The organism is Stygiolobus caldivivus (assembly GCF_019704315.1).
GTDB lineage: Archaea > Thermoproteota > Thermoprotei_A > Sulfolobales > Sulfolobaceae > Stygiolobus > Stygiolobus caldivivus.
This window is the reverse complement of record NZ_AP024597.1, coordinates 2,894,284-2,916,599: the sequence shown is the minus strand read 5'-3', so window position 1 is coordinate 2,916,599 and position 22,316 is coordinate 2,894,284. Positions and strand designations below refer to the sequence as shown.

At 38.2% G+C, this 22,316-nt stretch carries 17 protein-coding genes and 2 pseudogenes; 9 read left to right on the top strand and 10 right to left on the bottom strand.

From position 1 onward, the window contains the following. Positions 1 to 362 precede the first annotated feature (362 nt). A complete protein-coding gene (locus tag KN1_RS14400; protein ID WP_221288496.1) occupies positions 363 to 1,262 on the bottom strand; it encodes an Ldh family oxidoreductase in 900 nt (299 codons plus the stop codon). A 1,249-nt stretch (positions 1,263 to 2,511) separates the two neighbouring features. Here KN1_RS14400 and KN1_RS14395 point away from each other — a divergent pair. Together KN1_RS14395 and KN1_RS14390 are read left to right on the top strand one after the other, a co-directional pair. Further along, positions 2,512 to 3,477: an IS1 family transposase gene (locus KN1_RS14395; RefSeq protein WP_221288495.1), complete on the top strand. Its 966-nt coding sequence runs from the start codon at positions 2,512 to 2,514 to the stop codon at positions 3,475 to 3,477. A gap of 124 nt (positions 3,478 to 3,601) precedes the next feature. After that, a pseudogene (locus tag KN1_RS14390) lies at positions 3,602 to 4,578 on the top strand (IS1 family transposase). Positions 4,579 to 4,779: 201 nt separating this feature from the next. On the opposite strand, the gene speB reads toward KN1_RS14390, so the two are convergent. Both speB and KN1_RS14380 read right to left on the bottom strand, forming a co-directional pair. Continuing rightward, positions 4,780 to 5,676, bottom strand: a complete 897-nt coding sequence (gene speB / locus KN1_RS14385; RefSeq protein WP_221288493.1) for an agmatinase — start codon at positions 5,674 to 5,676, stop codon at positions 4,780 to 4,782. Between the two features lie 12 nt (positions 5,677 to 5,688). Next, on the bottom strand, positions 5,689 to 7,002 hold the full coding sequence (locus KN1_RS14380) for an aspartate aminotransferase family protein (RefSeq protein ID WP_221288485.1): 1,314 nt from the start codon (positions 7,000 to 7,002) through the stop codon (positions 5,689 to 5,691). 392 nt (positions 7,003 to 7,394) lie between these two features. Here KN1_RS14380 and KN1_RS14375 point away from each other — a divergent pair, with 392 nt between their 5' ends. From KN1_RS14375 to KN1_RS14360, 5 genes and pseudogenes are all read left to right on the top strand, one after another. Beyond that, positions 7,395 to 8,984 carry an APC family permease gene (locus tag KN1_RS14375; RefSeq protein ID WP_221288482.1) on the top strand — a complete coding sequence of 530 codons (1,590 nt, stop codon included), beginning with the start codon at positions 7,395 to 7,397 and terminating at the stop codon, positions 8,982 to 8,984. Between the two features lie 6 nt (positions 8,985 to 8,990). Next, a complete protein-coding gene (locus tag KN1_RS14370) occupies positions 8,991 to 10,052 on the top strand; it encodes a saccharopine dehydrogenase family protein (RefSeq protein WP_221288480.1) in 1,062 nt (353 codons plus the stop codon). A 58-nt stretch (positions 10,053 to 10,110) separates the two neighbouring features. Beyond that, positions 10,111 to 10,562: pseudogene (locus KN1_RS14865) on the top strand (RNA-guided endonuclease TnpB family protein); the annotation flags it as partial. 316 nt (positions 10,563 to 10,878) lie between these two features. Beyond that, entirely contained in the window at positions 10,879 to 12,066 is a 1,188-nt protein-coding gene (locus KN1_RS14365) for an FAD-binding oxidoreductase (protein WP_221288478.1), read from the top strand. 408 nt (positions 12,067 to 12,474) lie between these two features. After that, entirely contained in the window at positions 12,475 to 13,584 is a 1,110-nt protein-coding gene (locus KN1_RS14360) for an MFS transporter (protein WP_221288476.1), read from the top strand. Between the two features lie 106 nt (positions 13,585 to 13,690). On the opposite strand, the gene KN1_RS14355 is transcribed toward KN1_RS14360, so the two are convergent. Beyond that, complete coding sequence (locus KN1_RS14355; RefSeq protein WP_221288475.1) at positions 13,691 to 15,136, bottom strand: cytosine permease; 1,446 nt, start codon at positions 15,134 to 15,136, stop codon at positions 13,691 to 13,693. A 232-nt stretch (positions 15,137 to 15,368) separates the two neighbouring features. Between KN1_RS14355 and KN1_RS14350 the strand changes: the two genes are divergently transcribed. Together KN1_RS14350 and KN1_RS14345 are read left to right on the top strand one after the other, a co-directional pair. Continuing rightward, a complete protein-coding gene (locus KN1_RS14350; RefSeq protein ID WP_221288472.1) occupies positions 15,369 to 16,778 on the top strand; it encodes a nitrite/sulfite reductase in 1,410 nt (469 codons plus the stop codon). 43 nt (positions 16,779 to 16,821) lie between these two features. Further along, complete coding sequence (locus KN1_RS14345) at positions 16,822 to 17,451, top strand: type 1 glutamine amidotransferase (protein ID WP_221288470.1); 630 nt, start codon at positions 16,822 to 16,824, stop codon at positions 17,449 to 17,451. Here KN1_RS14345 and KN1_RS14340 read toward each other — a convergent pair. Genes KN1_RS14340 through KN1_RS14315 form a run of 6 tightly spaced genes read right to left on the bottom strand, consistent with a single transcriptional unit; the run spans position 17,448 to position 22,060 of the window. Then, positions 17,448 to 18,041: an urease accessory protein UreD gene (locus KN1_RS14340; RefSeq protein WP_221288468.1), complete on the bottom strand. Its 594-nt coding sequence runs from the start codon at positions 18,039 to 18,041 to the stop codon at positions 17,448 to 17,450. The genes KN1_RS14345 and KN1_RS14340 overlap by 4 nt on opposite strands. Then, positions 18,019 to 18,648 carry an urease accessory protein UreG gene (gene ureG, locus KN1_RS14335; RefSeq protein ID WP_221288467.1) on the bottom strand — a complete coding sequence of 210 codons (630 nt, stop codon included), beginning with the start codon at positions 18,646 to 18,648 and terminating at the stop codon, positions 18,019 to 18,021. Before ureG ends, KN1_RS14340 begins: the two co-directional genes overlap by 23 nt. Continuing rightward, the gene (locus KN1_RS14330; RefSeq protein ID WP_221288465.1) at positions 18,645 to 19,244 is read right to left on the bottom strand and encodes an urease accessory protein UreF; all 600 of its coding nucleotides are present in this window, start codon (positions 19,242 to 19,244) and stop codon (positions 18,645 to 18,647) included. The genes ureG and KN1_RS14330 overlap by 4 nt, the downstream gene beginning before the upstream one ends. Beyond that, positions 19,231 to 19,716 (bottom strand): urease accessory protein UreE, encoded by a 486-nt coding sequence (locus KN1_RS14325; protein WP_221288463.1) that lies wholly within the window; start codon positions 19,714 to 19,716, stop codon positions 19,231 to 19,233. The genes KN1_RS14330 and KN1_RS14325 overlap by 14 nt, the downstream gene beginning before the upstream one ends. An 11-nt stretch (positions 19,717 to 19,727) precedes the next feature. Continuing rightward, a complete protein-coding gene (gene ureC, locus KN1_RS14320) occupies positions 19,728 to 21,401 on the bottom strand; it encodes an urease subunit alpha (RefSeq protein ID WP_221288461.1) in 1,674 nt (557 codons plus the stop codon). Then, positions 21,398 to 22,060, bottom strand: coding sequence for an urease subunit gamma (locus KN1_RS14315; RefSeq protein ID WP_221288459.1), 663 nt, complete (start codon positions 22,058 to 22,060; stop codon positions 21,398 to 21,400). Before KN1_RS14315 ends, ureC begins: the two co-directional genes overlap by 4 nt. Between the last annotated feature and the right edge of the window lie 256 nt (positions 22,061 to 22,316).

Sequence of the window (22,316 nt, the reverse complement as noted above, 5' to 3'; positions counted from 1 at the left end):
GAAGTTTAAGTCCTTTGCCTATTTTATATTCTTTAAGGAGAATTACATTTAAAATAAAGGCCGAAATAATCCATAAAAAATAAAACCCTTAAATGATGTTCCTAATTTACAATGATAGATCTAGACATAGAGAGCTTTTGCTGAAAACGCGACCAAGCCGTAAAACTCACTAACTGATTACCTTTTCTGGGTAGAAACTGTTAAAACTTCAGATAGATATAAGAGGGGAATAACCAGCTACAATTACTAAAAATACGTCAGGCTTCTTGGATTTTATCCAAAATCCAGATAGGGAAAGTTGATGTATAAATGGTTTCGCACTTTTTAGTAAAAGATCCTTTAGCATACGCCATGCATAGCCCTTAAGCTAACTCCTTTAATTTATTCCAGACGGATTCTTCAACTTCGATCACCTCCTTTCTCTTTTTCACTAATAAGGGGTAGCCCTTAGGAAGCTTAGGGATCACCTTTTTTGCAGCGTCACCTCTATTTTTGAAAGCCACAGCAAAAAAGGGATTCACGTCTGTGTCTTCGGCAAAACTAGAGGTTATCAAATCTATCCCTAAAGCTAGGTTAAAACCTTTATATCCACCTATGGGTAATAGAGAACCACCCTTTATCAGATCCTCTGGGTTCCTGCTCAAGTTCCCGTCCTTATCCACGATGACTTCTTCATCGAATTTTTCCCCTCTTATAAGCTTATGTAAAGCATTACCGAAAGAGGTAACACTAAGTGCTGTATCTATTACCAGTTCAGGTGAACCTATACTTATCGGGTTATTACCTACGACCCTTCTTGTCATCCCCTTTAGGGCCATCAGTGGGGGGCTCCTAGCCATAATGATACTTATATATCCTTTAGCTCCTAACCGCCTGGTAAAGGTCGCTAACCTACCTATATGGCTTACATTTTTCCCAAAGATAACGTAATATTCTAAGTCCTTCTTTACTAAGTATTCGACAGTCTTCCTCAAAACCACTTGCCCAAAGGTAAAGTTACCGTTTACTTCGACTAAGTTTTCTCCCTTGATCTCCACCTCAGCCTTAGGATTAATAGGGCGGACCTTTGTTCCACCTATATCTACGGGATTACCCTTAGCCAGCTCTAAGTAATATGGGATTAGTTGTAAGCCGTGGTCCGGGTGCCCGTCAACCTCAGACTCCGCTAGCTCTTCCGAAATATATACTGCGTATTGGTCATAAGTTATTTTCTTGAAAATTCTATAGATAAGCTCTATTACTTCTTCAATTTTAAGTTGCATACTATAAAATAGTTTTAGAAAGTTATAAAATTTGTATATGCTTCGGGCTTTAAAGGGCAAAGGACTTTTTTCCTTATCTCACTAGAGGCCATTACGTGGTCTCAGACTCCGTGTTGTCCTTCACGCTCTAACTAAGTGTACTATGAATGTGAGTACACACAGCATGGCCATACACCTCCTTAATACCTTGGGGGGTGTTCTCAAACAGTCACCAAATTCGAAAAGTATTTGTAAAAATATTAGAGTATTTATAAAAATTATTTTTACTATCTTGAACTATTGAAAAGACCTAGAATTGTAAAGGGAAAATATTGTTTTTTAAAACATTATATGTATAAAGGTTGTGATGTCCTCGTAGGTAGGTCTAAAAAGCACAAGTTATTTACCCTTGTGTTTTCTTGAGAGAGGCTACACCCTTAAATGAGGTCATTTGAAGACGATTAAACACACTGCGTTAATTTGATATAATATTACAAATAATTTTCGAATTTCATGACTGCATGAGAACAGTCCCAATACCTTAGACCCCTCAAATTCATCACCTGAATTTAATTCAAATGAATTTAAAAGTGGTCTCAGGAGTCCAATCGAACACTGTATCAGACGGTAATATTACCTGGTAGGAGTAGCAATAACAAGAACAGCCTGAAGGACCCCTTACTTACCCTACCCTTTGAAAGTGGGTAAAGGGGTAGACGAGTATCGCTGGGGACTAAGGTGAAGGAGCGGAATACCCAACTCTCGGGTAGAGACGAGGAAAGGCTCGGCCACATTGTGTTTTGTAAAATGATTTTTGGGCCTCTAAGGTAAGCAATTTTAAGCTAGAGAAATCATGACTCGGTTGTATTACATTATATAAATTATAAGGAAGTACCGTTAAACTTAATAATTTATGTTTATTACGGTTTGTATAAAAGAAAGTTTTCAATAAACTCCTTATAAAAATAACGATATTATGTGCTAATTTTTGGAGTGATCCCACCTATAAGATAGAAATATTTTCTAAGAATTGAACTAATCGGGAGTGTTCTCAAACAGTCACCAAATTCGATAAGTATTAGTAAAAATAATAGAGTATTTATAAAAACTGGGAGTGTTCTCAAACAGTCACCAAATTCGAAAAGTATTTGTAAAAATAATAGAGTATTTATAAAAACTATCCTTTCTAGCTCTACTTGCGGGAAAGAGCTAGAAATAATGAGAGCAAACATTACTTTAGAAACACTTATGTGCAAGGGTCACGAGATTTATGGGGATCCACACGATGAACCTCGTAACCCTTGCACAATTAATACTCTTGGTTTTAAGGGATTTAAATTTTAAGCCGAGAAAACACGAGCTGGAAGACCTCGCATACGCAATAGCAGCATACTTACTAGGAGTACAAGTCACCAAGTTAGTGATACCACCGTCAACACTATACTACTACACTAAAAAACTCGGGGTAAAGAGGAGGAGAGGAGAAAGGCCACCTTGTCCCTCGTGCAAATCAAACAGAGTAGTAAAGAACGGCTCATCTAGAGGAAAAACAAAATACAAGTGTAAGGCTTGTGGGAAGACGTTTTACCAGGCTACTAACCACAAGATGGGTAAAGAACAAAAGGAGAGAGTACTGAAAGAATACACGAATAGGATGAGCATGAGGGGGATAGCGAGGGTCGAAGGGAAACCGTTAACGACAATATACAGCTTTATAAGGAGGAAAGGGGTAGAAGCGTATGCTTACCTACTACTCTTGCAAGGGCGACTGGAGGGTTTCACGGCAAAAGCTACAGTGCTTGACGAGAGTTGGACTTATGTGGGGGTCAGGCGTGGGCGAAAGAGGGAAGACTTGTGGGTATGGAATGCGTTGGCAGATGGTGTGCCCTTCTTTATCACGGGTGATAGGGATTACATGACTTTTAGCTTCCTCCAGAACTCCCTACCCGAGAGTAGGGTATACTACACTGACGGTTACTCGGTTTACCAAGTACTCGACAACCACGTCGTGGGTAAGAGGTACACTTACACTGTGGAGAGTTATCATTCTTACTGTAGGGCCCACCTGGCTAGGTTGGCAAGGGACACGAGGGCCGTTAACAAGGACGTGGGGATAATTGAGTATAGTCTTGCCTTGTTGAATGTCATGTACCCGGTAGTTTACTCGAGGGAGAAAACTCCGTTGAACGAGGCTTACTTGGAGGGCGTACAGTATATTAGGAGTAAACTGATATAATATTACAAAAACTTATCGAATTTCATGACTGTTTGAGAACACTCCCTAAAAACTATCCTTTCTAACACTACTCGCAGGAAAGGGCTAGAAGTATAAAGGCAAACATTACTTTAGAAACACTTATGTGCAAGGGTCACGAGATTTTAAGGGGTCTACGAGATGGACCTCGTAACCCTACACAGCTAATACCCTCGGCTTTAAGGAATTTAAGCCGAGAAAACACGAGCCGGAAGACCTCGCTTACACAATAGCAGCATACTTACTAGGAGTACAAGTCACCAAGTTAGGGACACCACCATCAACACTATACTACTACACTAAAAAACTCGGGATAAAGAGGAGGAGAGGAGAAAGACCACCATGCCCCTCGTGCAAATCAAACAGAGTAGTAAAGGACGATCAGCTAGAGGAAAAACAAAATACAAGTGCAAGACTTGCGAGAAGACGTCCTACCAAGCGACCAACCACAAGATGAGCAAGGAACAAAAAGAGAGGGTATTGAAAGAATACACGAATAGGATGAGCATGAGGGGGATAGCGAGGGTCGAAGGGAAACCGTTAACTACGATATACAGCTTTATAAGGAGGAAAGGGGTAGAAGCGTATGCTTACCTACTACTCTTGCAAGGACGATTAGAGGGTTTCACGGCAAAAGCTACAGTGCTCGACGAGAGTTGGACTTACGTGTGGGCCAGACATGGGCAAAAGAGGGAAGACTTGTGGATATGGAACGCGTTGGCAGATGGTGTACCCTTCTTTATCACGGGTGATAGGGGTTATAGGACTTTCAGCTTCCTCTAGAACTCCCTACCCGAGAGTAGGGTGTACTACACTGACGGTTATTCAGTTTACCAAGTACTCGACAACCACGTAGTGGGTAAGGAGTATACTTACACTGTGGAGAGTTATCATTCTTACTGTAGGGCCCACTTGGCTAGGTTGGCAAGGGACACGAGGGCTGTTAATAGGGACGTGGGGATAGTTGAGTATAGTCTAGCCTTGTTGAATGTCATGTACCCGGTAGTTTATTCAAGGCAGAGAACTCCCTTGAACGAGGCTTACTTGAAGGGGGTACAGTATATTAGGAGTAAACTGATATAATATTACAAATGATTTTCGAATTTGGTGACTGTTTGAGAACACTCCCCTTTATTTTCTAACTAAGTATAACAATATTATTTTAATACATTATGAAAGTCATTAAAAAGTAACTACTAGTTTTCTCGATCTGCTACGACTTATTATTATAATCACTAGAAAATACTACGTTTTTATGGGATACTACTCAGAAAAGGAAAAATCCTACCTCCTCTTTGCTAAAACGCTAAGACCCTCAAAGATTATATTAGCTCCTAACATTGATGTTAATTCGCTCACATCATAGGGCGGAGAAATTTCAACAACATCAAAACCTATAATATTAAAGTTAAAACTCCTTATGATTTCTATTACCTCAAAGCTGGTAAGTCCTCCTACCTCTGGAGTCCCGGTTCCCGGAGCGAAAGCGGGATCCACTACGTCTATGTCCACCGATACATAAGTCTTACCTGAAGGTAACTCTTTAAGAACCTCCTTTAATCTATATTTGAGATCCCTTATTGTAAAACTTTTCACACCTAGTTTTTTGGAATCTTCTACATCGTCTTTAGAATACACTGAACCCCTGATCCCCATTTGTACTACTTCATTAAGGATCCCTTCTTCTAGCGCCCTTCTTAGCCATGTTCCATGCGTATATTTTTTACCCCAGTAAGAGTCCCAGAAGTCGTAGTGTGAATCTAAATGGATAAGGTTAATTTTTCCATGTTTTTTATACATCGCTCTTAATATCGGGAGAGTTATTGAATGATCTCCCCCTGCTATAAACGGTATTGCATCTATTTTTAGTAGTTCCTCTTCTATTACTTTCATCGTATCTTCAATATACCCGGGGATTATGTTAATATCTCCCATATCGCATACATTAAGGGAGTCAAACGGATATACGTCCATGAATTGGTTATAGGGTCTTAATAGTCTTGATCCTTGCCTAATTCCAGCGGGACCGAATCTAGCGCCCGGTCTATAACTAGTTGCATCATTAAATGGTATACCTATGAACACCGCTTCTCCGTCATTTAACTTTTGACACAGTGGGAGCCTTCCGAATGTGGAGACCTGAGTGAATCTGGGAGATTTTAAAGCGTCTATTTGCCTCATTAAGCATCTACCTCAGAACGATTCCTCTATTGACATATTAGTCTTAGTATCTTTTGCTTTCTTTATTGCTTCCTCTGCTACTTCTATGTGTTTTAATATGTCTTCTTCACTATGCTTTATTGATACTGTCCATTGTTCGTTGAATCCTCCCATGGGTATTACTCCTTTTGACAACATAACATAGAAATACGTGAACCACCTGCTAAAGTCCATCCTTATAAATTCTTTATAGTTTTTGGGAACCTTTTCAGAGAAATATATTGAACCACTTGGTCCCCATTTACTTACACTCAGCTCTACTCCTAGATCTTCTGCAATATCTCTGTAACCTATCTCTAACATATCACTTAGTCTATGCAATTGGTAAAATGCTGACTCGGTCAGGAGTTCTCTTAAAGTCACTATTGAGGCGTTAACAGATAAAGTATTAGCATTAAAAGTCCCTCCGTGTGCTACTTTCCCGGGCCCTATTAGTTCCATTATTTCTCTTTTTCCACCTATTACGGAAAGCGGGAGCCCTCCAGCTATCGCTTTACCTAGGATAATGATATCTGGTTTAACCCCGAAATATCCCGCTGCACCGTTATAAAACTTTCCGCCGGTCTTTGTTTCGTCGAAGATCACCAAGAAACCTTTATCCTTAGATAGTTCGAATACCGATTTCATAAATTCTTTATCGGTAGGTATTAAACCCATATTCATCGCAACTGGTTCCATTATAACTGCAGCAATGTCTTCTTTTGCCACTTTCTCAAATGAATCTATGTCATTCCAATCTACTATAATAGTGTTCTGTATTACTTCGTCCGGAATTCCGCTAGAAGATGGAACTTTTCCTCCAACTTTTAAAGGATTTACATTAACGAGTAATTGGTCATGACTACCATGATAATGTCCCTCGAATTTAATTATTTTCTTTCGCTTTGTAAATGCTCTTGCCAACCTTATTGAGTGCATGGTAGCTTCAGTACCTGATGAAGAGAATCTCACCATATCTATTCCATATCTCTGACATATAATCTTAGCAAGGGTACCGGTCTTATAGTATTCAAAGCCCATTATTGAACTGTCCTTAATAGTATCGCTTATTACCTCTATTATTCTCTCATTTGCATGACCTACTTCTAGTACTCCAAACCCTAAATTATAATCTGTATATTCATTTCCGTCAATATCCCATACTTTACTGCCTTTACCTCTAACAAGATAAAGTGGATACGGATCGAAATACCTATAGTTACTGCTAACTCCGTAAGGCATAAATTCCTTGTTCTCTTCGAAGAGAACTTTAGATTTAGGAGTCTTGCTTATGTACTGTGATAACATTAATGTTCACCAGAAGATAGAATGAGACTACTACTATTGTTTAGGTTTTAACATATAAAGAAATAGATAATAATAATATAGACTTGAATTAAGTTTTTTCTCCGCGTAGATCTGAGGTCTCAATTCAACCACCTCAATTTACTATTCATGAAAAAGTATATAAATATTTGGTTGATCATGTTTAAGTTTACGTAAAAACTTATACCCAGATTTCACTTAATATTGATATATGTACGCCTATTATTGAATAATTTTCAAGATATCGGTTATACCTATAGAGAAAGTTAAGCTTAACTTACTTTAATACTGATCATTTTTACCCCTGATAACAGTAAATATGAATCACTAGTCTCCTTAGATATATTTTTTAAATGTTTATCAACTAACATGCTATGGAAAGCAAAAGGGTCTTCATAAGAGAAACTTCAGGACTCGTTAGGGAAGTAAGTCCTTGGTCTTCAATGTTAGCTACTTTTGCCCTAGTAACCGGAGGAGTGCCCATATTAATAATATCATGGCTCTGGTTAGCCCCTGGTATAAATTGGACTTTAGCGTTCCTGATAACACTTGTACCTACACTATCTATGGCATTCCTATTTTATCTTGCAGGGGTCTCAATGCCTAGGGCCGGAGGTGACTACGTTTTTAACAGCAGGGCTACACACCCATCAATAGGGTTTGTTAACTACTTTGCACTCTTCGTGGCATTTGCGTTATCATTAGGGTTGTATAGTTATTTAGGTGCAAGGTGGTTTGCGTACCTATTCTCGGGTCTGGGGATGTTTTTGAACAATAATGGTCTTATGAATTTAGGTTCCTTTTTCTCTAGTACTACAGGTAGTGTAATAGTTGGATTGTTAATAATAGCTATATCAGCAATATTATCCGTTTCTAATAGAACAGTTTGGAAATTTACGTTAGTTAGCGGGATAATAAGTATAATTACTACGATAATAATGTTCTACGCCTTATATACTATTAATCCTACAGAGTTCTCTAATTCCCTCTCTGCCTTTACTGGGATAAACAATGCTTACCAAGAGGTAATATCGTACTCCACTTCAAACGGTTTATCGTTCGTGGCAAACCCCGTGACAGCCGCTGTACTCGGGATCCCAGTTATTTGGTATTATTATACTTGGTATAATTTACCAGCTTCTTGGGCAGGTGAAATGAAAAATATAAGGATAAACGTCCTTTATTCTATTATAGTAGCTATATTAATTATAGCAGTTTACTATATCTTATTTACACAGTTAAATATAAACGCATTTGGTGAGAGGTTCTTAACCTCTTGGGGATATATAAGCTGTAACGGGCTAAATGATACTGTTTACAATAGCCTTTCTTCAATTGGTACATTTACACCTTTCTTTGCCCTTCTCGTAGATAAAAGTATTCCGCTGTATATTATTATGTTCATAGCCTTCTGGTTACCTAATTTCTACAGTAACCCACCGTTAATAGTAGGGCTTACAAGATATTTGTTTGCATGGTCTTTCGATAGGTTAATGCCTGAATGGATGGCAGACGTAAACGAGAGATTTCACATACCCTTAAAATCAACTCTATTAGTATCTATAGTAGGGCTTATCGGTGTCTTACTTTACGCCTACGTCCCGGTAATTTCAATAGTTGACGTTACAGTAATATTTGAGATAAGTTATGCAGTATTTGCTATATCAGCAGCGTTAATGCCCTATTACAGGAAAAACATATACAATAACGCAGTACCAATCAAGAGAAAGATCTTAGGTATACCGCTCGTCACTTGGATAGGTGTCCCTACTTTTGCGTTCCTAATTTACGCACTATATATAACATGGGGAAACCCAATACTTTTACCTATAAACCTACCTACATTAGCGTCATTAGCAATAATCTACGGTTTAGGCTCGGCGTTATATATTTACTCCTATTATGCCAATAGGTCTAAAGGGCTAGAACTGGATCTGGTCTTTAAGGAGATACCGCCAGAGTGAGTAAGGTTGAAAGTTTCCGTACTGGGGGGTTCTGGGCTAATAGGTAGGGTTATAACCAAAGAGTTACTGAGAAAACACGAGGTAAATGTTGTAGATATAATAAGGCCACCATATAAGGAAGTGGACTATATTTACGGTGATTTAAATAACGTAGACGATATTGCCAACAAGATAAAAAACAGTGATTATGTAATAAACTCGGCTCAGTATTACTTTAACTTAAATGCTATGAAAGCGTCGTTAAAGGCAGGAGTAAATTATATAGACCTAGGTGGGTTATATTGGATGACTAGGAAACAACTAGAACTAAACGACGAGTTTGAAAGGGAAGGGCTTTTAGCGCTCGTTGGGATGGGTGCAGAACCAGGTGTTACGAATGTGATAGCAAAATACATTTATAACAGGTTTGGGACTCCAGAGGCAATAAATCTTAGGGACGGATGGATAAATTATAGCGAGAAAATAGACTGGAGCATAGATACACAGATGGACGAAATGGTTATGGACGCACCCGTGTTTGAAAACGGTGAATACAAATATTATAAACCGCTTTCAAAAAGCGAAGAGGTTGACTTCACAATAGGTAGGATTAAAGTATACCTAACTATACACAGCGAACTCGCCACTTTTCCTAGTTCCTTTGAAGGAGTGAAATACGTAGATTGGATGGAAGGTGGGACAGGTTTTGAACAAGTGGCGTTTCTATCGAGATTGTTCGGAGATGACGCAGAGGTCATGGGAATAAAAGCAAGGAGGTATCTTAAAGAGCTCCTGAGGAGTAAAGGGCTATTGGGTTATAATAATGAAAAGCCTAATGAGATGGAAGCATGTAAAGTGATTTTTAAGTACTTAAATAAGGAAGTCTCGATGGAATTCATATCTGGTCCTAAAGGTGAGTTCGACGGTACCCAATACGTTACGGGTATATCGCCGGTAATTACTGTTGATATGAAAGTAGAAGGTAGAGGGGTTTTACCACCTGAAAAAGTAATTGACTCTGAAATATTCTTAAATAGGTTAAAAGAGAAAGAGGTAAAGTTAATTTATTCAGAAAAGATTATGTTATAATAATTTTTATCCTTTAAAATTTTTCTATGATAGAAACCTTTTTCCTAACAACAATTCAATGACTAGGAGGGATAACCCAATCAGATCCACGGTTTCTATAAAGGTTGGTTTATCAGACTCCCTCCTTAGTACTTGTTAATAACTATGTGAAAGCGTTAAAGGTAAACCTTGTTTTGGCTCAGACAGAACGTAAAAGATCCGAAAGAGGAGGGAGTACTAGAAAAAGTCCACGAGGAGTTATACTAAAAAGTTAAGGAGTGAACATACCTCCCTTCAAAGGTAGCTCAGGACTGTTACAGAGACGCATTATCAATCTACAAGGGTTGGTATAATAACCCGAGAAGAGGTAGGTTCCTTAGAGCGTATAAACAGTCAGTTTGGCTAACACCTTGGTTAAGCTATAACGTGGACTTAGATAGGATAGCTGTTAGGATTGCTGGCGTTGGTAGACTCCCCATCCTAGGCTACCTTAGGTACTCCTCAAAGTCATTGCGTGGGCAGAGGATAGTGGAAACTGGACACGATGGTTTAAATGTTCATGCGGTCATGAGGGCGACCGTGATGTTGGCGCTGTTGTGAATTTGAATGGGAGTGGGTTCTCTGAGCCTCTCGACTGCCCCTCAGATGAGAGATGTAGCTCCTGATCGATGAGGTGAACCAAACGCCCTTTAGGGCGTTAAGGAAAGTCTGCTTATAAAGCCTTAAGAAGCATAAGATGATGCTCTTATTGAATTGACAAAGTTTAATTCTGATGTTTAAAATCTTGGAAAATATCCAAGTAGATCCTAATAAATTTTTTATTTATTAAAAAGTAAAAGTGTGATAAATGAGCGTTTTTATTTACCTAACTAAACAAGGCATAGAAGTGTCACAAGATCCTAAAATAGTTGAAGATAAGAGTAAAGATTGGAGTTTTGTGTCTCCACTCTTATCCGAATATACCTCTTTAAAAGCCGACGCCGTGGCTTTCCCTAAAAACGAGGATGAAGTTATGAGCATAGTTGAGTTCGCTCTGCAAATGCACATCCCTCTTATACCTAGAGGTGCAGGTTACGGTACTGTAGGAGGTTTAATCCCCCTGAGGGGAGGACTCATTGTAGATATGACTAAAATGAACAAGATTAGGGAATACGAGGATTATGTGGAAGCAGAAGCCGGTGCAAAATTTTCCTTTAATGCAAGAGTATATCCCACTATATATCAGAAAACCACTGTTGGAGGTTATTTTTGCGGAGGTTCTTGGGGGATAGGATCTTATGAATATGGACCTAACTGGGATCAAGTGATCGAAGTGACTATGGTTAATCCTAAGGGAAAACTCGTTACTCTAAAAGGTGGAGATATTAAAATAGCTGCTCATGCTGAGGGCACTACTGGAATAGTTACCCAATTAAAAATCTTAAAACGAGAAGATACCAACGACACCAGCAAACTTTTCCTTTTCGATACTTATCAAGATGCAATTAAGTTTATACAGAAAATATATGAAGATGAAATACCTTTATATCATATAACTTTAAGGTCTCCAGAAATTGCAAAACTAACTGAAAAATCTACAGGGTTTTCCACTGATAAGTGGCAGGTATTAATTGCATACCCTGAGAACAGGGAGATAAAACTAGAAGGGGGTTACGATGGGACAATGTTATGGAGTAGAAGAAACTTGTTCTTTGCAGCAGTATACGTGACATCTAATATGCTAATGAAGGGGATCTACTATAATCAATATCATATACCAATAGAGGAGTTATCAGAATGGATAACTAAAACTAGAGAAATAAACCCAATAATAGAGAGTGAATTTGCGAATGATTGGAAGGGACATACTTACTTCATAGTCCAAGGAAGAGAAAGATTCAACAAACTCTTAGAACTGTTCTCCGAAAGTTCGTTCAATTTACATTCTATGTATATAAATGATAGATTACCGAGAGAGCATGTAAGTAAGATTGTAAACTATAAGAAGACATACGATAAAGAAGATCTATTTAACCCAGGCAAAGTCAAATTCTAATAAATATTATTTTTGACTAATGAAAAGCTATTTTTACTACGCTCTGACAATTCTTTTGCCTTAAAAACACTAATATTTAATGATTGTATCAATAGTATTATTATATTCACTCAAGCTTAGACATAAAAGCATCTGGAGAAATGCAATAACTTGTGATAATTATTTAACTAGATAGCTTTACAAATTTTTGTAAATAGATATAGAAATTAATGTTATATATAATAGAATAAATTTGAGTTATCTAGATAAGATTTAGTGAAGAACAGTAACATTATATGTACGATAAAAGTGCTGGAGTTATTCGGAAAGTTAAGATATAAGGTAAGAAGTTAAGTATAATACTATAAGGTGAGAAAGTGGTTAAAGTTAACAAATTTTTTTAATTTAAATAAAGAAACTAAATTATATATGTTATCTTCTATTTTAGCGGCTTTTGCTGTGAGAATATTTGGGACTATTATACAACCTTACTTAGGAATCCAATTACAATTTACTATATTTCAGATTTCATTAATTTATCTAATTTTAACTTTAGTTGAAGGGATTATAACTTTAAGCATAGGTATATTAGCCGATTTCCTTAATCCTTATAACTTATTAACGCTTTCATTAATGATAATAAGCATAGGTATTGTTTTTCTAATTTTATCAGATATTTTTCTAGTAATTTTGATTGCAATGACTTTAGTATATATTGGATTTAGTGTACGAGTACCGTTAATGAGAGTCATAATTGGAAGGAGGCTAAGTAAGAACGAGTTGAGCATCTATTTTACAATAGTCCCATTGGCCTCTATGGCAGCTCCATTAATTTCCGCTTATATTGCCCAAGAAAGTTACAAAGTTGATTTTATTTTAACATTTATTATTATAATTATCGTAATTTTAATTATATTACGAATAAGATCTATTATATTTGATGTACGGGTAAATAATATGAAGAGAGTAGATGTTAAATCGTATATAAAATTAGTGAAAGAGGATAAGAATGCTACAACCTTACCGTTATTAATAGCTATAATAAGATTTATCTTTGGAACAAGCTTTTTGTATATTCCGTTATACTTCACTGAGATAATTAAGGGTAGTCTATTAGAGTTAGGAATAATGTTTAGTACTGAGACCATTGGAATAAGTTTAGCTGCATTTCCATCAAAGTTCTTATCGGATAAACTAGGGGATATTAACACCCTAGCAATAACAAGAATATTAGCCGGTATAACTTACGCTTTACTTTATTTTACAAGATCTCCAATTTTATTCATAATAATAAATTTTATCGGGACGTTATTTATAGCTATGGACAATTTACCGGAGGTGAGTGTAATCTCTAGATCGAAAACAGCTAATTTATCCATGTCGTTAATAGATTCTGTATCTACATTACTATCAATATCTTCTCCCATAATTGCTCTCTACTTCTGGGTAGACATTTCTCCTGAAGCTGTATTCTTACTGTCCCTTTTAGTAATAATTCCATCAATAATAATGCTTAACTATAGACAGTTTATAAAATAACCATAAATTTCCTATTACTATGTATTTCTATTATATAGATATATTAAGGTACACAGTATAAGGAGTCAATTAAGACTCTTTACCTCTCTATAATTCATAGAAAAAATCAATAATTCTTAAATAGTTTCATGAAAATCAGGTATAGAATTATACTCAACGGTAAAGTAACCAAAGGCCCTAAACTCCCTATATATAGCGTAATTACGTTCTTTATCCCTAGATCGCTAAGATAGCCTATTAATGCCGAGATGCCGAATGCTAGAAACGCTGATGGGTTAAATCCCCTCAGATACCTATAAACTCCTCTAGTGGTAAATAGAGAATCTACATCAATGTCAAATTTCCTGATAAACACGTAATCAGCTATGTTAATACCTACTATAGAACCCAGTGCAGTACCATAAGTAAGTAGCCAACTCTCCATAAAACCATAAGCGCTACCTAAGAAGCTCCATGCTCCAACTAAAATCCCAACTAAAGTCGCTAATAATACTCCTCTAAACCACGTTATCTTCTTAGGGAAGATGTTACTAAGGTCATAAGCTGGAGGTAATAGGTTAGCAAGTGTATTAACTGCGAAAGTCTCTATTAAAAGTGGAGTTAGTAATAAAATCGAAATCGGAGCAGGTGCAGTTAATAAAGTGAGCAGGACTGGATCTATGACGAGGAGATGGGTTGAGGAATACACTATTCCAGACCCTATTATACCAAAAAGTCCGAATATAGCATAAGTGAATGGCAATATCACTTGTCCGAATATTTGAGCCCTTTGATTTACTGCAAATCTCGTTAAGTCAGGCATCGATATAGCCATTGTCAGCCAACTTGCCATGTTCCCTCCTAAATATGCTAAGATTGTAGGTAGAGAAGCATTGAAGGTCGTGGGTAATGTAAAACTTAGACCATATTTAGTAGCTTCAAACGCGAATATCGAGATTAGAGACAACATTACTATAGGTGCTACAACCCAACTCATCTTTCTTAACGGCTCTTGTCCTTTAAGTACGGGAGAATAATACAGTATTCCTATTTCAGCTAAAATTACTGAAACGAAAACTACCCAGAAAAGTGAAGGATCGGCAAGAGATATAGTGAATGAATTAGCTTGTCCACTTTTGAGTAAAGGACCTACAACGGACGTTAAATTTCCAGAAAGCTTAAGGTAAAGTCCGACTATGATCTCGGTTATTATGAACACGTTAATACCCCACCATCCTGTTCCTATAATCGCTCTTATTATCGAGGGTAATTGAGCACCCCATATACCCCATCTACTCCGTGTAACTTGAGGCTCAGCTATTCCATATTTTGCACCTGCATGAGACTGGATTATCATAGGGACTAAGGTCAGTAAGTTTCCCAAAAATTCTAGGCTAAGTGCAAGATACCAAGGTATACCCAAAAATATCCCGAACCAAGGATATTCCCACGTAAGAACACCTACTGACATTGTAATCCATGCCATTGTGTAGTCAGGAGCTTTCCACTTCTTTATTTCCTTGGGGACAGGTAGGATCTCAGGATTGACTATAATTGAATCTACATCTCTCATAAAAGCGATTTATGTTAAACGATATATTAATCTTATCAGGTATTTATTTGTACTATGTTCAAAAGTATAAACACAAAGGACGGGAATAAAGAAAATAAATTATTAAATATGCTATAGAATACTAAACGTTAGTAGCCCCTTAATTCAACTAAAAATAATTATAATGATATTTTAAAAATGTTTAATCAAATGAGGGTATTAGTTTATTTATTATTTCATGATATTTCGCATAATGAGTATATCTTTTAAAGATAAATACAAGTTATTTTATCCTAGAAGATACGAAGGAATATATACTAGTAGGGGGGATAATCCACTTATCTCGATAAGGATAAGACAAGGAAAAGGAAGAGATCCTTCTCAATGGACAGCAGAGCAATTTGAAAAACTTGTAGAAATTACAAGAGATTATGGTAATAATAAAATCCATTTAACGTCTAGAGGAGATGTAGAACTCTATGGAATAGATATGAAGCACCTTGATGAGATATTAGCAAAATTAGAATCCGTAGGTCTAAGTCCAAGAGACTCTTGCGGTGCTTCTGTGAGAAATGTAATCCCGTGTTTATCGCAAATATGTCCTAAAGCTAATGTAGACGCTGAGAAAGTAGCTATATATATTTCTAATTTTTTTAGGTACAATAAGGAATACGAATATCCGAACTTACCTAAAAGAGTTAAGATATCAATATCAGCATGTGAAGTTGGCTGTGCTCATCCCGTAATTATGGATGTAGGAATAGTAGGTAAAAATAACGGTAAGTTTGACGTTATGGTAGGAGGAGGTATAGGAGAGAAAGCCTTTGAAGCGAAAACACTATTTACTGACGTAACCCTAGACAAGTTACTACCAATTTGCGTAGCAGTAGCAAATATATTGAAGAGAGAAAACGAAAAGAGGGGTTTCAAACATATTGTAGAAAAATATGGAGAAGATAAAATTAAAGAAATGATAATCAAAGAGGCTAACGATATAGCACCGACCTTACCTCCATTGAAAGAAAATATAACGGTAAACAAGTTTATGTCAGTTGAGAGACTACTTAGGGTTAAGCCAATTGGTGGTTGGTTGGATATTCAAGACATCCCAGAAATCGTTTCTGTAATGAGGAGGAATCTAGGCTACGGCTACTTGTTTAATACTCAAGAACTATATATTCCGATAACGGCTAATGACTATTCAGTTAAACTGAGAGCGCCAAACGAAATTACAGATACTAATATATGGAAAAGGTCATTCAATGTAAACTCATGTATAGGTAACGACTATTGCCCACCTGCTTTAGTTCCTACGACCGAGATGGCATCTAAAGTTTATGAGAGGCTTAAGGATGAAGGGATTAATATAAGAATTTCGTTTAGCGGATGTACTCACTCTTGCGGTAAACATTGGGTTATGGATCTAGGATTTGGTGCTATCGCAAATAGAGGTGATGTCAGGCTGAACGTTGTGGTCGGTGGGGGGAACAAGAAAATCGGTAAAGTGATTGGTTCCATACCCGCTGATAAATATATGGAGGTAACAGATAAGTTAGTGAAGCTAGTTAAAGAAGGGAAAATAAACCTTGAAAACATTGACGAGAATGTATTGAGGGAACATCTTAAAGACGTAGAGGGATTCGAGGAGATAAAGAAAATTTAACGTTAAAAAATTATATAAATGTCGAGGTTATAGTGGTATAGCAATGTACGTTTTAGGAATATTAAACCATCCGATAGAGGGAATGGGAAACCTAGCGGAGGTCCTTAACGAGAGGGGGTTCAAAGTTAAAGAGAAGATGGCGACAGAACTTAAGGGAAATGAAGACTTCGATATACTTGTAATTATGGGAGGTCCTATGGGTGTATATGAAGCTGAAAAATACCCCTTCTTATACACCGAAATGGAGCTAATTAGAAAGGCTATGCGAGAAGGGAAAAAGGTGCTGGGCATTTGCCTCGGCTCGCAACTAATTTCAGCCTCCTTGGGTGGGAGTGTTAAAAAGGGCATTTTCGGACCGGAAATCGGGATAAGTAAGGTAAAGCTTTTACCTAGACTCGGAGATAAAGAAATTGAAGTATTCCAGTGGCACGGGGATACTTTTACCTTACCCCCTTCATCGGAACTACTGGCCTATAGTGAAAAGTACTTTCAGGCATTTAATACTGGACAAATAATGGCCCTACAGTTTCATCTAGAAGTAGACAGTAAAATGGTAAGTAGGTGGGTCGAAGAATACAAAGGTGATACTAGTCTTATCTCAGAGGTCAGAGAAAAAGAAGAGGTCCTGAGGAAGAACTTAGAGAGTATTGTAAACTGGTGGTTAGGGTACTAGAAATATATCCCGGTAAGGTCTCGCCATGTCTTGTCTATGTTTTGGTAGTCGGTGATTATTTTATTAAATTTATATTCTCCGTCTTCTACTTCATAGACCGTAAGTAGGGCTTCCTTACCCATTATATTTCTGCTCTTGTAATAGCCGTCACCCCTAAACACGTCATAAATTAGTAATTTATCCCCATAGAAAACCTCAGTGATAGCTAAAATGTCTCCTTCAACAAATTCCTCCATAGAGCCCTTACGCCCTAAAATATATGCCTCTATTATCTTTGCCCTCTCCCTAACTACGACCTTAGTGTACAGTCTAGCCCTGCTGGAATTATAAAAAATTATAGGGTGTGGGAAATAATCTACCTTATCCCCCGTGACCTCTACTACTATTTTTACATTACTCTTTCTCAATATTTTGGTATAAGCTTGGTCAGTTATCTTAAGGTCCCTCCCGGAAATTTTAACAATTAACTCGTCTTCATGGGCCAATACCTCTGAAGGGTTAGTAACTACTAGGTAAGTGTTACAAGAGAATATGTTCAGAGGTCCGTTCCTCTTTATCATATTCTCATCAAATTCTAAGGATCCCTTCAATTGATAACTCCTCCTTTAAAACGTTTATTAGACTTTCCACACCTTCTCCGGTCTTAAGGCTCACAAATACTGTAGGTTTTCCTTTCCTTACTTTTTCAGCGTCTCTTTTCATTTTCTCCAGGTCAGCACCTACATAAGGGGCTAGGTCGACCTTATTAACTACTAATAAGTCGCTTTCAGAAATCCCTAACCCGCCCTTACCTGGGTATTTATCACCAGCAGCTGTGTCTAAAACGAATATAGTGTAGTCAGCTAGTAGCCCGCTAAATGTACTCATTACATTATCTCCTCCACTTTCTATAAATATAACGTCTAACCTTACCCTCCTGGTGAGCCTTTCCAGTGCCCTTAAGTTCATTGAAGGGTCTTCTCTAATAGCCGTGTGTGGGCAACCGCCGGTAACAAGACCCACTACATTTTCTTTAGGTAGGACTTTTTTAGTGACAACTAGCTCTTCATAGACCCTTACTGCATCATGGTTAGAGACTACATCGTTAGTGATTATCCCTACTGATATAGCGAACTTCCTGACGAAGTACTCAGTGAGGAACTCGATTAAGGTAGTTTTCCCCGAGCCCACTGGGCCTAAGACCCCTATCTTCATCATGACATAAACACCTTCGGTTCTCTTACCTCGTGGTTTTTACTCAGGTTATCAAGGACGGGTGAAAAAGGCTTAAACTCAGTGTTTTCAATCCTCAATTTCTCTAGTAGCCTAGTGATTAGCTTTTGTCCCTCTATAAAGTTTATGGCTTTAAGCCTTACAGCTGAATATACTAGTTGGACTAGTTCAGAATAAGCTAGACCTACCATGCAGTCATCAACTCCGATACCGAGTTCTTTACAACATACCGCAATGACCACTGGATACGTACCATACGTTTCGCCATTCTTCACTTTTCGGATAAAGTCGTTTTCACAGAGTCCTAATGACGCGAGTGAGCTACCTAGGTTTACCGTCGCGTTTTTTAACTCAGGAGTTAGTTTTGAAGCGTAAGCAATTTGGTCAGCTCTGTAGGGGTCACTGAAGGCTAACTTTACTAGCTGTACGTCTCCCGGTAAGATCACGCTTTGGAAGATATCCTCTATGAAGGACGTGACCTCCAGACCGGCGTAGTAGGCCTCTTCAATACCAAAAGAGTGGTTAAATGACCCTATGGGTAACGAAGTATCAAAGAGTTGAAATACCCTAGGCGTTAGCAAAATCTATCACCACTGGTGAGACCGGTAATTCTAAATTCGGCTTAAATACAACTTCCTTTACCTGAGGCTTGTATTCTCTAAACCTTTCTAGTAAAAATTCCTCTCCTAATTCAGCCGATATATATACTTTGTTACCTTGTAGCATTACCCTCATATGGTAATTACCTAGAGCAAACCCTAGCTTAAACGCCTCAACAGGGTCTTTCAATTCGAACTCGATTACACGTTCTTCTTTTAATTGGATCAAGATAAGGAAACCGTTGTCGGCTTCTAATATATCACCCTCATTTAAAGGGATCCCCCTGAGGTTTATTACCACGTCTTCGTCCCTGTCAGTCTTACCCCTGCACCTCCCTTTCTCTATACACTCTCTCGAAAGTTTAACTAATCTAAGCAGCCCGTTCTTCTGGGCCTTTTCCACGACAGACTTAAGTTCATCTTTTCTACCAAGTTTCCTGACTACCACCATCATTTATATTCACCTCAGTACATGAAGTAGAGTTGAGTGAACGGGAGCCACTTAGACGGTGGCACCTCCGGGACTATACCGTTTACTTTAACTTCGTACGTATCAGGGTTTACATCGATTTTAGGCAGCGAACTATTATACACCATATCTTTTTTACTTATATTTCTCGTATTCTTTACCGGGACTACTCTCCTTTTCACTACATTGGAAATACTATTGACGCCTTCAGATGCCGAGAACCATAAAGATACAGTCTTAGCGGAGTAATACCCGAACATTGGTTTATAGAGTACGGGCTGAGAGTAGGCTATAGAGGCGTTTGTGTCCCCCATTAATGCCCAAGCTATAGCCCCACCCTTAATCACCATGTAAGGTTTAGCTGGGAAAAACCTGGGGTCCCACAGTACGATATCCGCAATATGTCCGGGAGACAGCGTACCTACGTAAGATGAAATACCGTGTGTGATAGCTGGGTTAATAGTAATTTTAGCTAAATAACGTAGAACTCTTTCGTTGTCGGTCACCTTGACTAGTCCCAATTCTTTCATCTTATGTGCTAATTGAAACGTCCTTATGCCGGTTTCTCCAACCCTCCCCATAGCTTGTGAATCGGATGACATCATACTTATAGCCCCAAGGTCGTGGAGGTAGTCTTCTGCCTGCATCGTCTCTTCTCTTATCCTTGACTCAGCATATGCAACGTCCTCCGGGACTTTAGGATTGAGGTGATGGACTGCCATTAACATCTCTAGGTGCTCCTCATAAGTGTGGACTGTGAAAGGTTTCGTGGGGTTTGTAGAAGAAGGTAATATGTTAGGTTCTCCGCATATTTTAATTATGTCCGGTGCATGACCTCCCCCAGCACCTTCTACGTGATAGGCGTGTATAGTCCTACCTCCTATAGCATTTAATGTGTCCTCTAGGTAGCCACTTTCGTTCGAAGTGTCTGTATGTATCGCGACTTGGACATCGTATTCATCTGCAACTGTTAAAGTCTCATCTATAACCCTTGGCATTGCCCCCCAGTCTTCATGGATCTTGAAACCCAGTGCCCCAGCCCTTAGAGACTGTTCCATCGTAATCCGGCTAGAAGAGCCCTTAGCCGTTAAACCAAAATTAACCGGAAAACTATCCAGCGCTTCAGCGACTACCTTAATATTCCAAGACCCCGGAGTTGCAGTAGTAGCTTTTGTCCCCTCTGCAGGACCAGTCCCTCCACCTATTAAGGTAGTAAACCCAGCTGAGAGCGCATCGAAAACTTGTTCAGGTGCAACCCAGTGGACGTGAGTATCTATAAACCCAGGAGTCGCTATGAGCCCTTCTGCAGAGATAACTTCCGTGTTACTGCCTAATACAAAATCTACTCCGTCCATTGTAAACGGGTTTCCTCCATGACCTATACCTACTATTACTCCGTTTTTAATTCCGATATCAGCCTTAATTACTCCCAACAGTGGGTCGAGTATAACAGCGTTCGTAATTATTACGTCCATAGTGTCCTCTTCTCTAGCCGTGGGTAAAAGCCCGAGCCCGTCACGAGCAGTCTTTCCTGCACCGAAGACTAGCTCCTCACCTTTTTGGATCAGGTCCTTTTCTATTTTTATATGTAGGTTAGAGTTCCCTAACCTTATAAGGTCCCCTTCCGTGGGTCCATAGAGTTCAAAATAGCGGTACCGGTCTATTTTCATACGAACCCCCTATCTTTTGCCCTTTTGATAGCCTGGTCTTTGTTATGGTCTAAAGAACCTTCTGTTAGGCCATTTAAACCTGTTACTCTGCGTGAACCCCCTATCTTTCTCAACCTTATAACTCTGGTCTGCCCAGGCTCAAACCTAACTGAGGTACCAGACGGTATAGCTAACCTCATACCGAAGGCTAACTGTCTATCAAATTTTAGTGCTTTATTAACTTCAAAGAAATGGTAATGGGAACCTACTTGTATTGGACGGTCTCCTGAATTTGTAACTTGCATTTCTACTTCATCTCCTTTTTCAACGTTTATTTCACCCTCACCGATTATGAACGTATTCAGTGATTTCTTACTCGACTTTATAGGGTTTCTAACGGTTACAAGTTTAGTGCCATCAGGGAATGTAGCTTCGACTTGGATTAGGTCTAGCATTTCAGGTACTTCATCCATTACATCATTTTCTGTGAGCAATTCTTGGGCCCCCTTTATGATCTCTTCCATCTTAGCACCTTCTCTAGCTTTCTCGAGGATGTAGTCTACGATAATTGCCTCTGCTTCTACATAGTTCAGTTTTATACCCCTTTCTTTCCTCCTCCTAGCTACTTCTGCAGCCCATGAGATTAGTAACTTCTCTTGCTCACGTGGTGTTAAAAACATTTTATATTCAAATGGTATAATGATAAATTATATTATAAAGTTAAATGGGTTTAGTATGTAAGTTATTCATTAATTTAGGTTACTTATTGAGCATTTAAGGCACTATAATTATAATTATATAACATAAAAATTAAACAATATTTATGCTCCTTTAGAATATAAAGGTCGAGGTGAAATTATACCTCGTCATACTTTTAAGGGCAAAGAGGCTACATTTAATACTGACGCCCACGGTCCACAGTATCTCTCAACACTA

Coding starts and splice junctions, on each gene's coding strand:
- KN1_RS14400 (WP_221288496.1), bottom strand. CDS start 1,262: ATGCAACTTAAAATTGAAGAAGTAATAGAGCTTATCTATAGAATTTTC.
- KN1_RS14395 (WP_221288495.1), top strand. CDS start 2,512: ATGGGGATCCACACGATGAACCTCGTAACCCTTGCACAATTAATACTC.
- speB (WP_221288493.1), bottom strand. CDS start 5,676: ATGAGGCAAATAGACGCTTTAAAATCTCCCAGATTCACTCAGGTCTCC.
- KN1_RS14380 (WP_221288485.1), bottom strand. CDS start 7,002: ATGTTATCACAGTACATAAGCAAGACTCCTAAATCTAAAGTTCTCTTC.
- KN1_RS14375 (WP_221288482.1), top strand. CDS start 7,395: ATGGAAAGCAAAAGGGTCTTCATAAGAGAAACTTCAGGACTCGTTAGG.
- KN1_RS14365 (WP_221288478.1), top strand. CDS start 10,879: ATGAGCGTTTTTATTTACCTAACTAAACAAGGCATAGAAGTGTCACAA.
- KN1_RS14360 (WP_221288476.1), top strand. CDS start 12,475: ATGTTATCTTCTATTTTAGCGGCTTTTGCTGTGAGAATATTTGGGACT.
- KN1_RS14355 (WP_221288475.1), bottom strand. CDS start 15,136: ATGAGAGATGTAGATTCAATTATAGTCAATCCTGAGATCCTACCTGTC.
- KN1_RS14350 (WP_221288472.1), top strand. CDS start 15,369: ATGAGTATATCTTTTAAAGATAAATACAAGTTATTTTATCCTAGAAGA.
- KN1_RS14345 (WP_221288470.1), top strand. CDS start 16,822: ATGTACGTTTTAGGAATATTAAACCATCCGATAGAGGGAATGGGAAAC.
- ureG (WP_221288467.1), bottom strand. CDS start 18,648: ATGATGAAGATAGGGGTCTTAGGCCCAGTGGGCTCGGGGAAAACTACC.
- KN1_RS14325 (WP_221288463.1), bottom strand. CDS start 19,716: ATGATGGTGGTAGTCAGGAAACTTGGTAGAAAAGATGAACTTAAGTCT.
- ureC (WP_221288461.1), bottom strand. CDS start 21,401: ATGAAAATAGACCGGTACCGCTATTTTGAACTCTATGGACCCACGGAA.
- KN1_RS14315 (WP_221288459.1), bottom strand. CDS start 22,060: ATGTTTTTAACACCACGTGAGCAAGAGAAGTTACTAATCTCATGGGCT.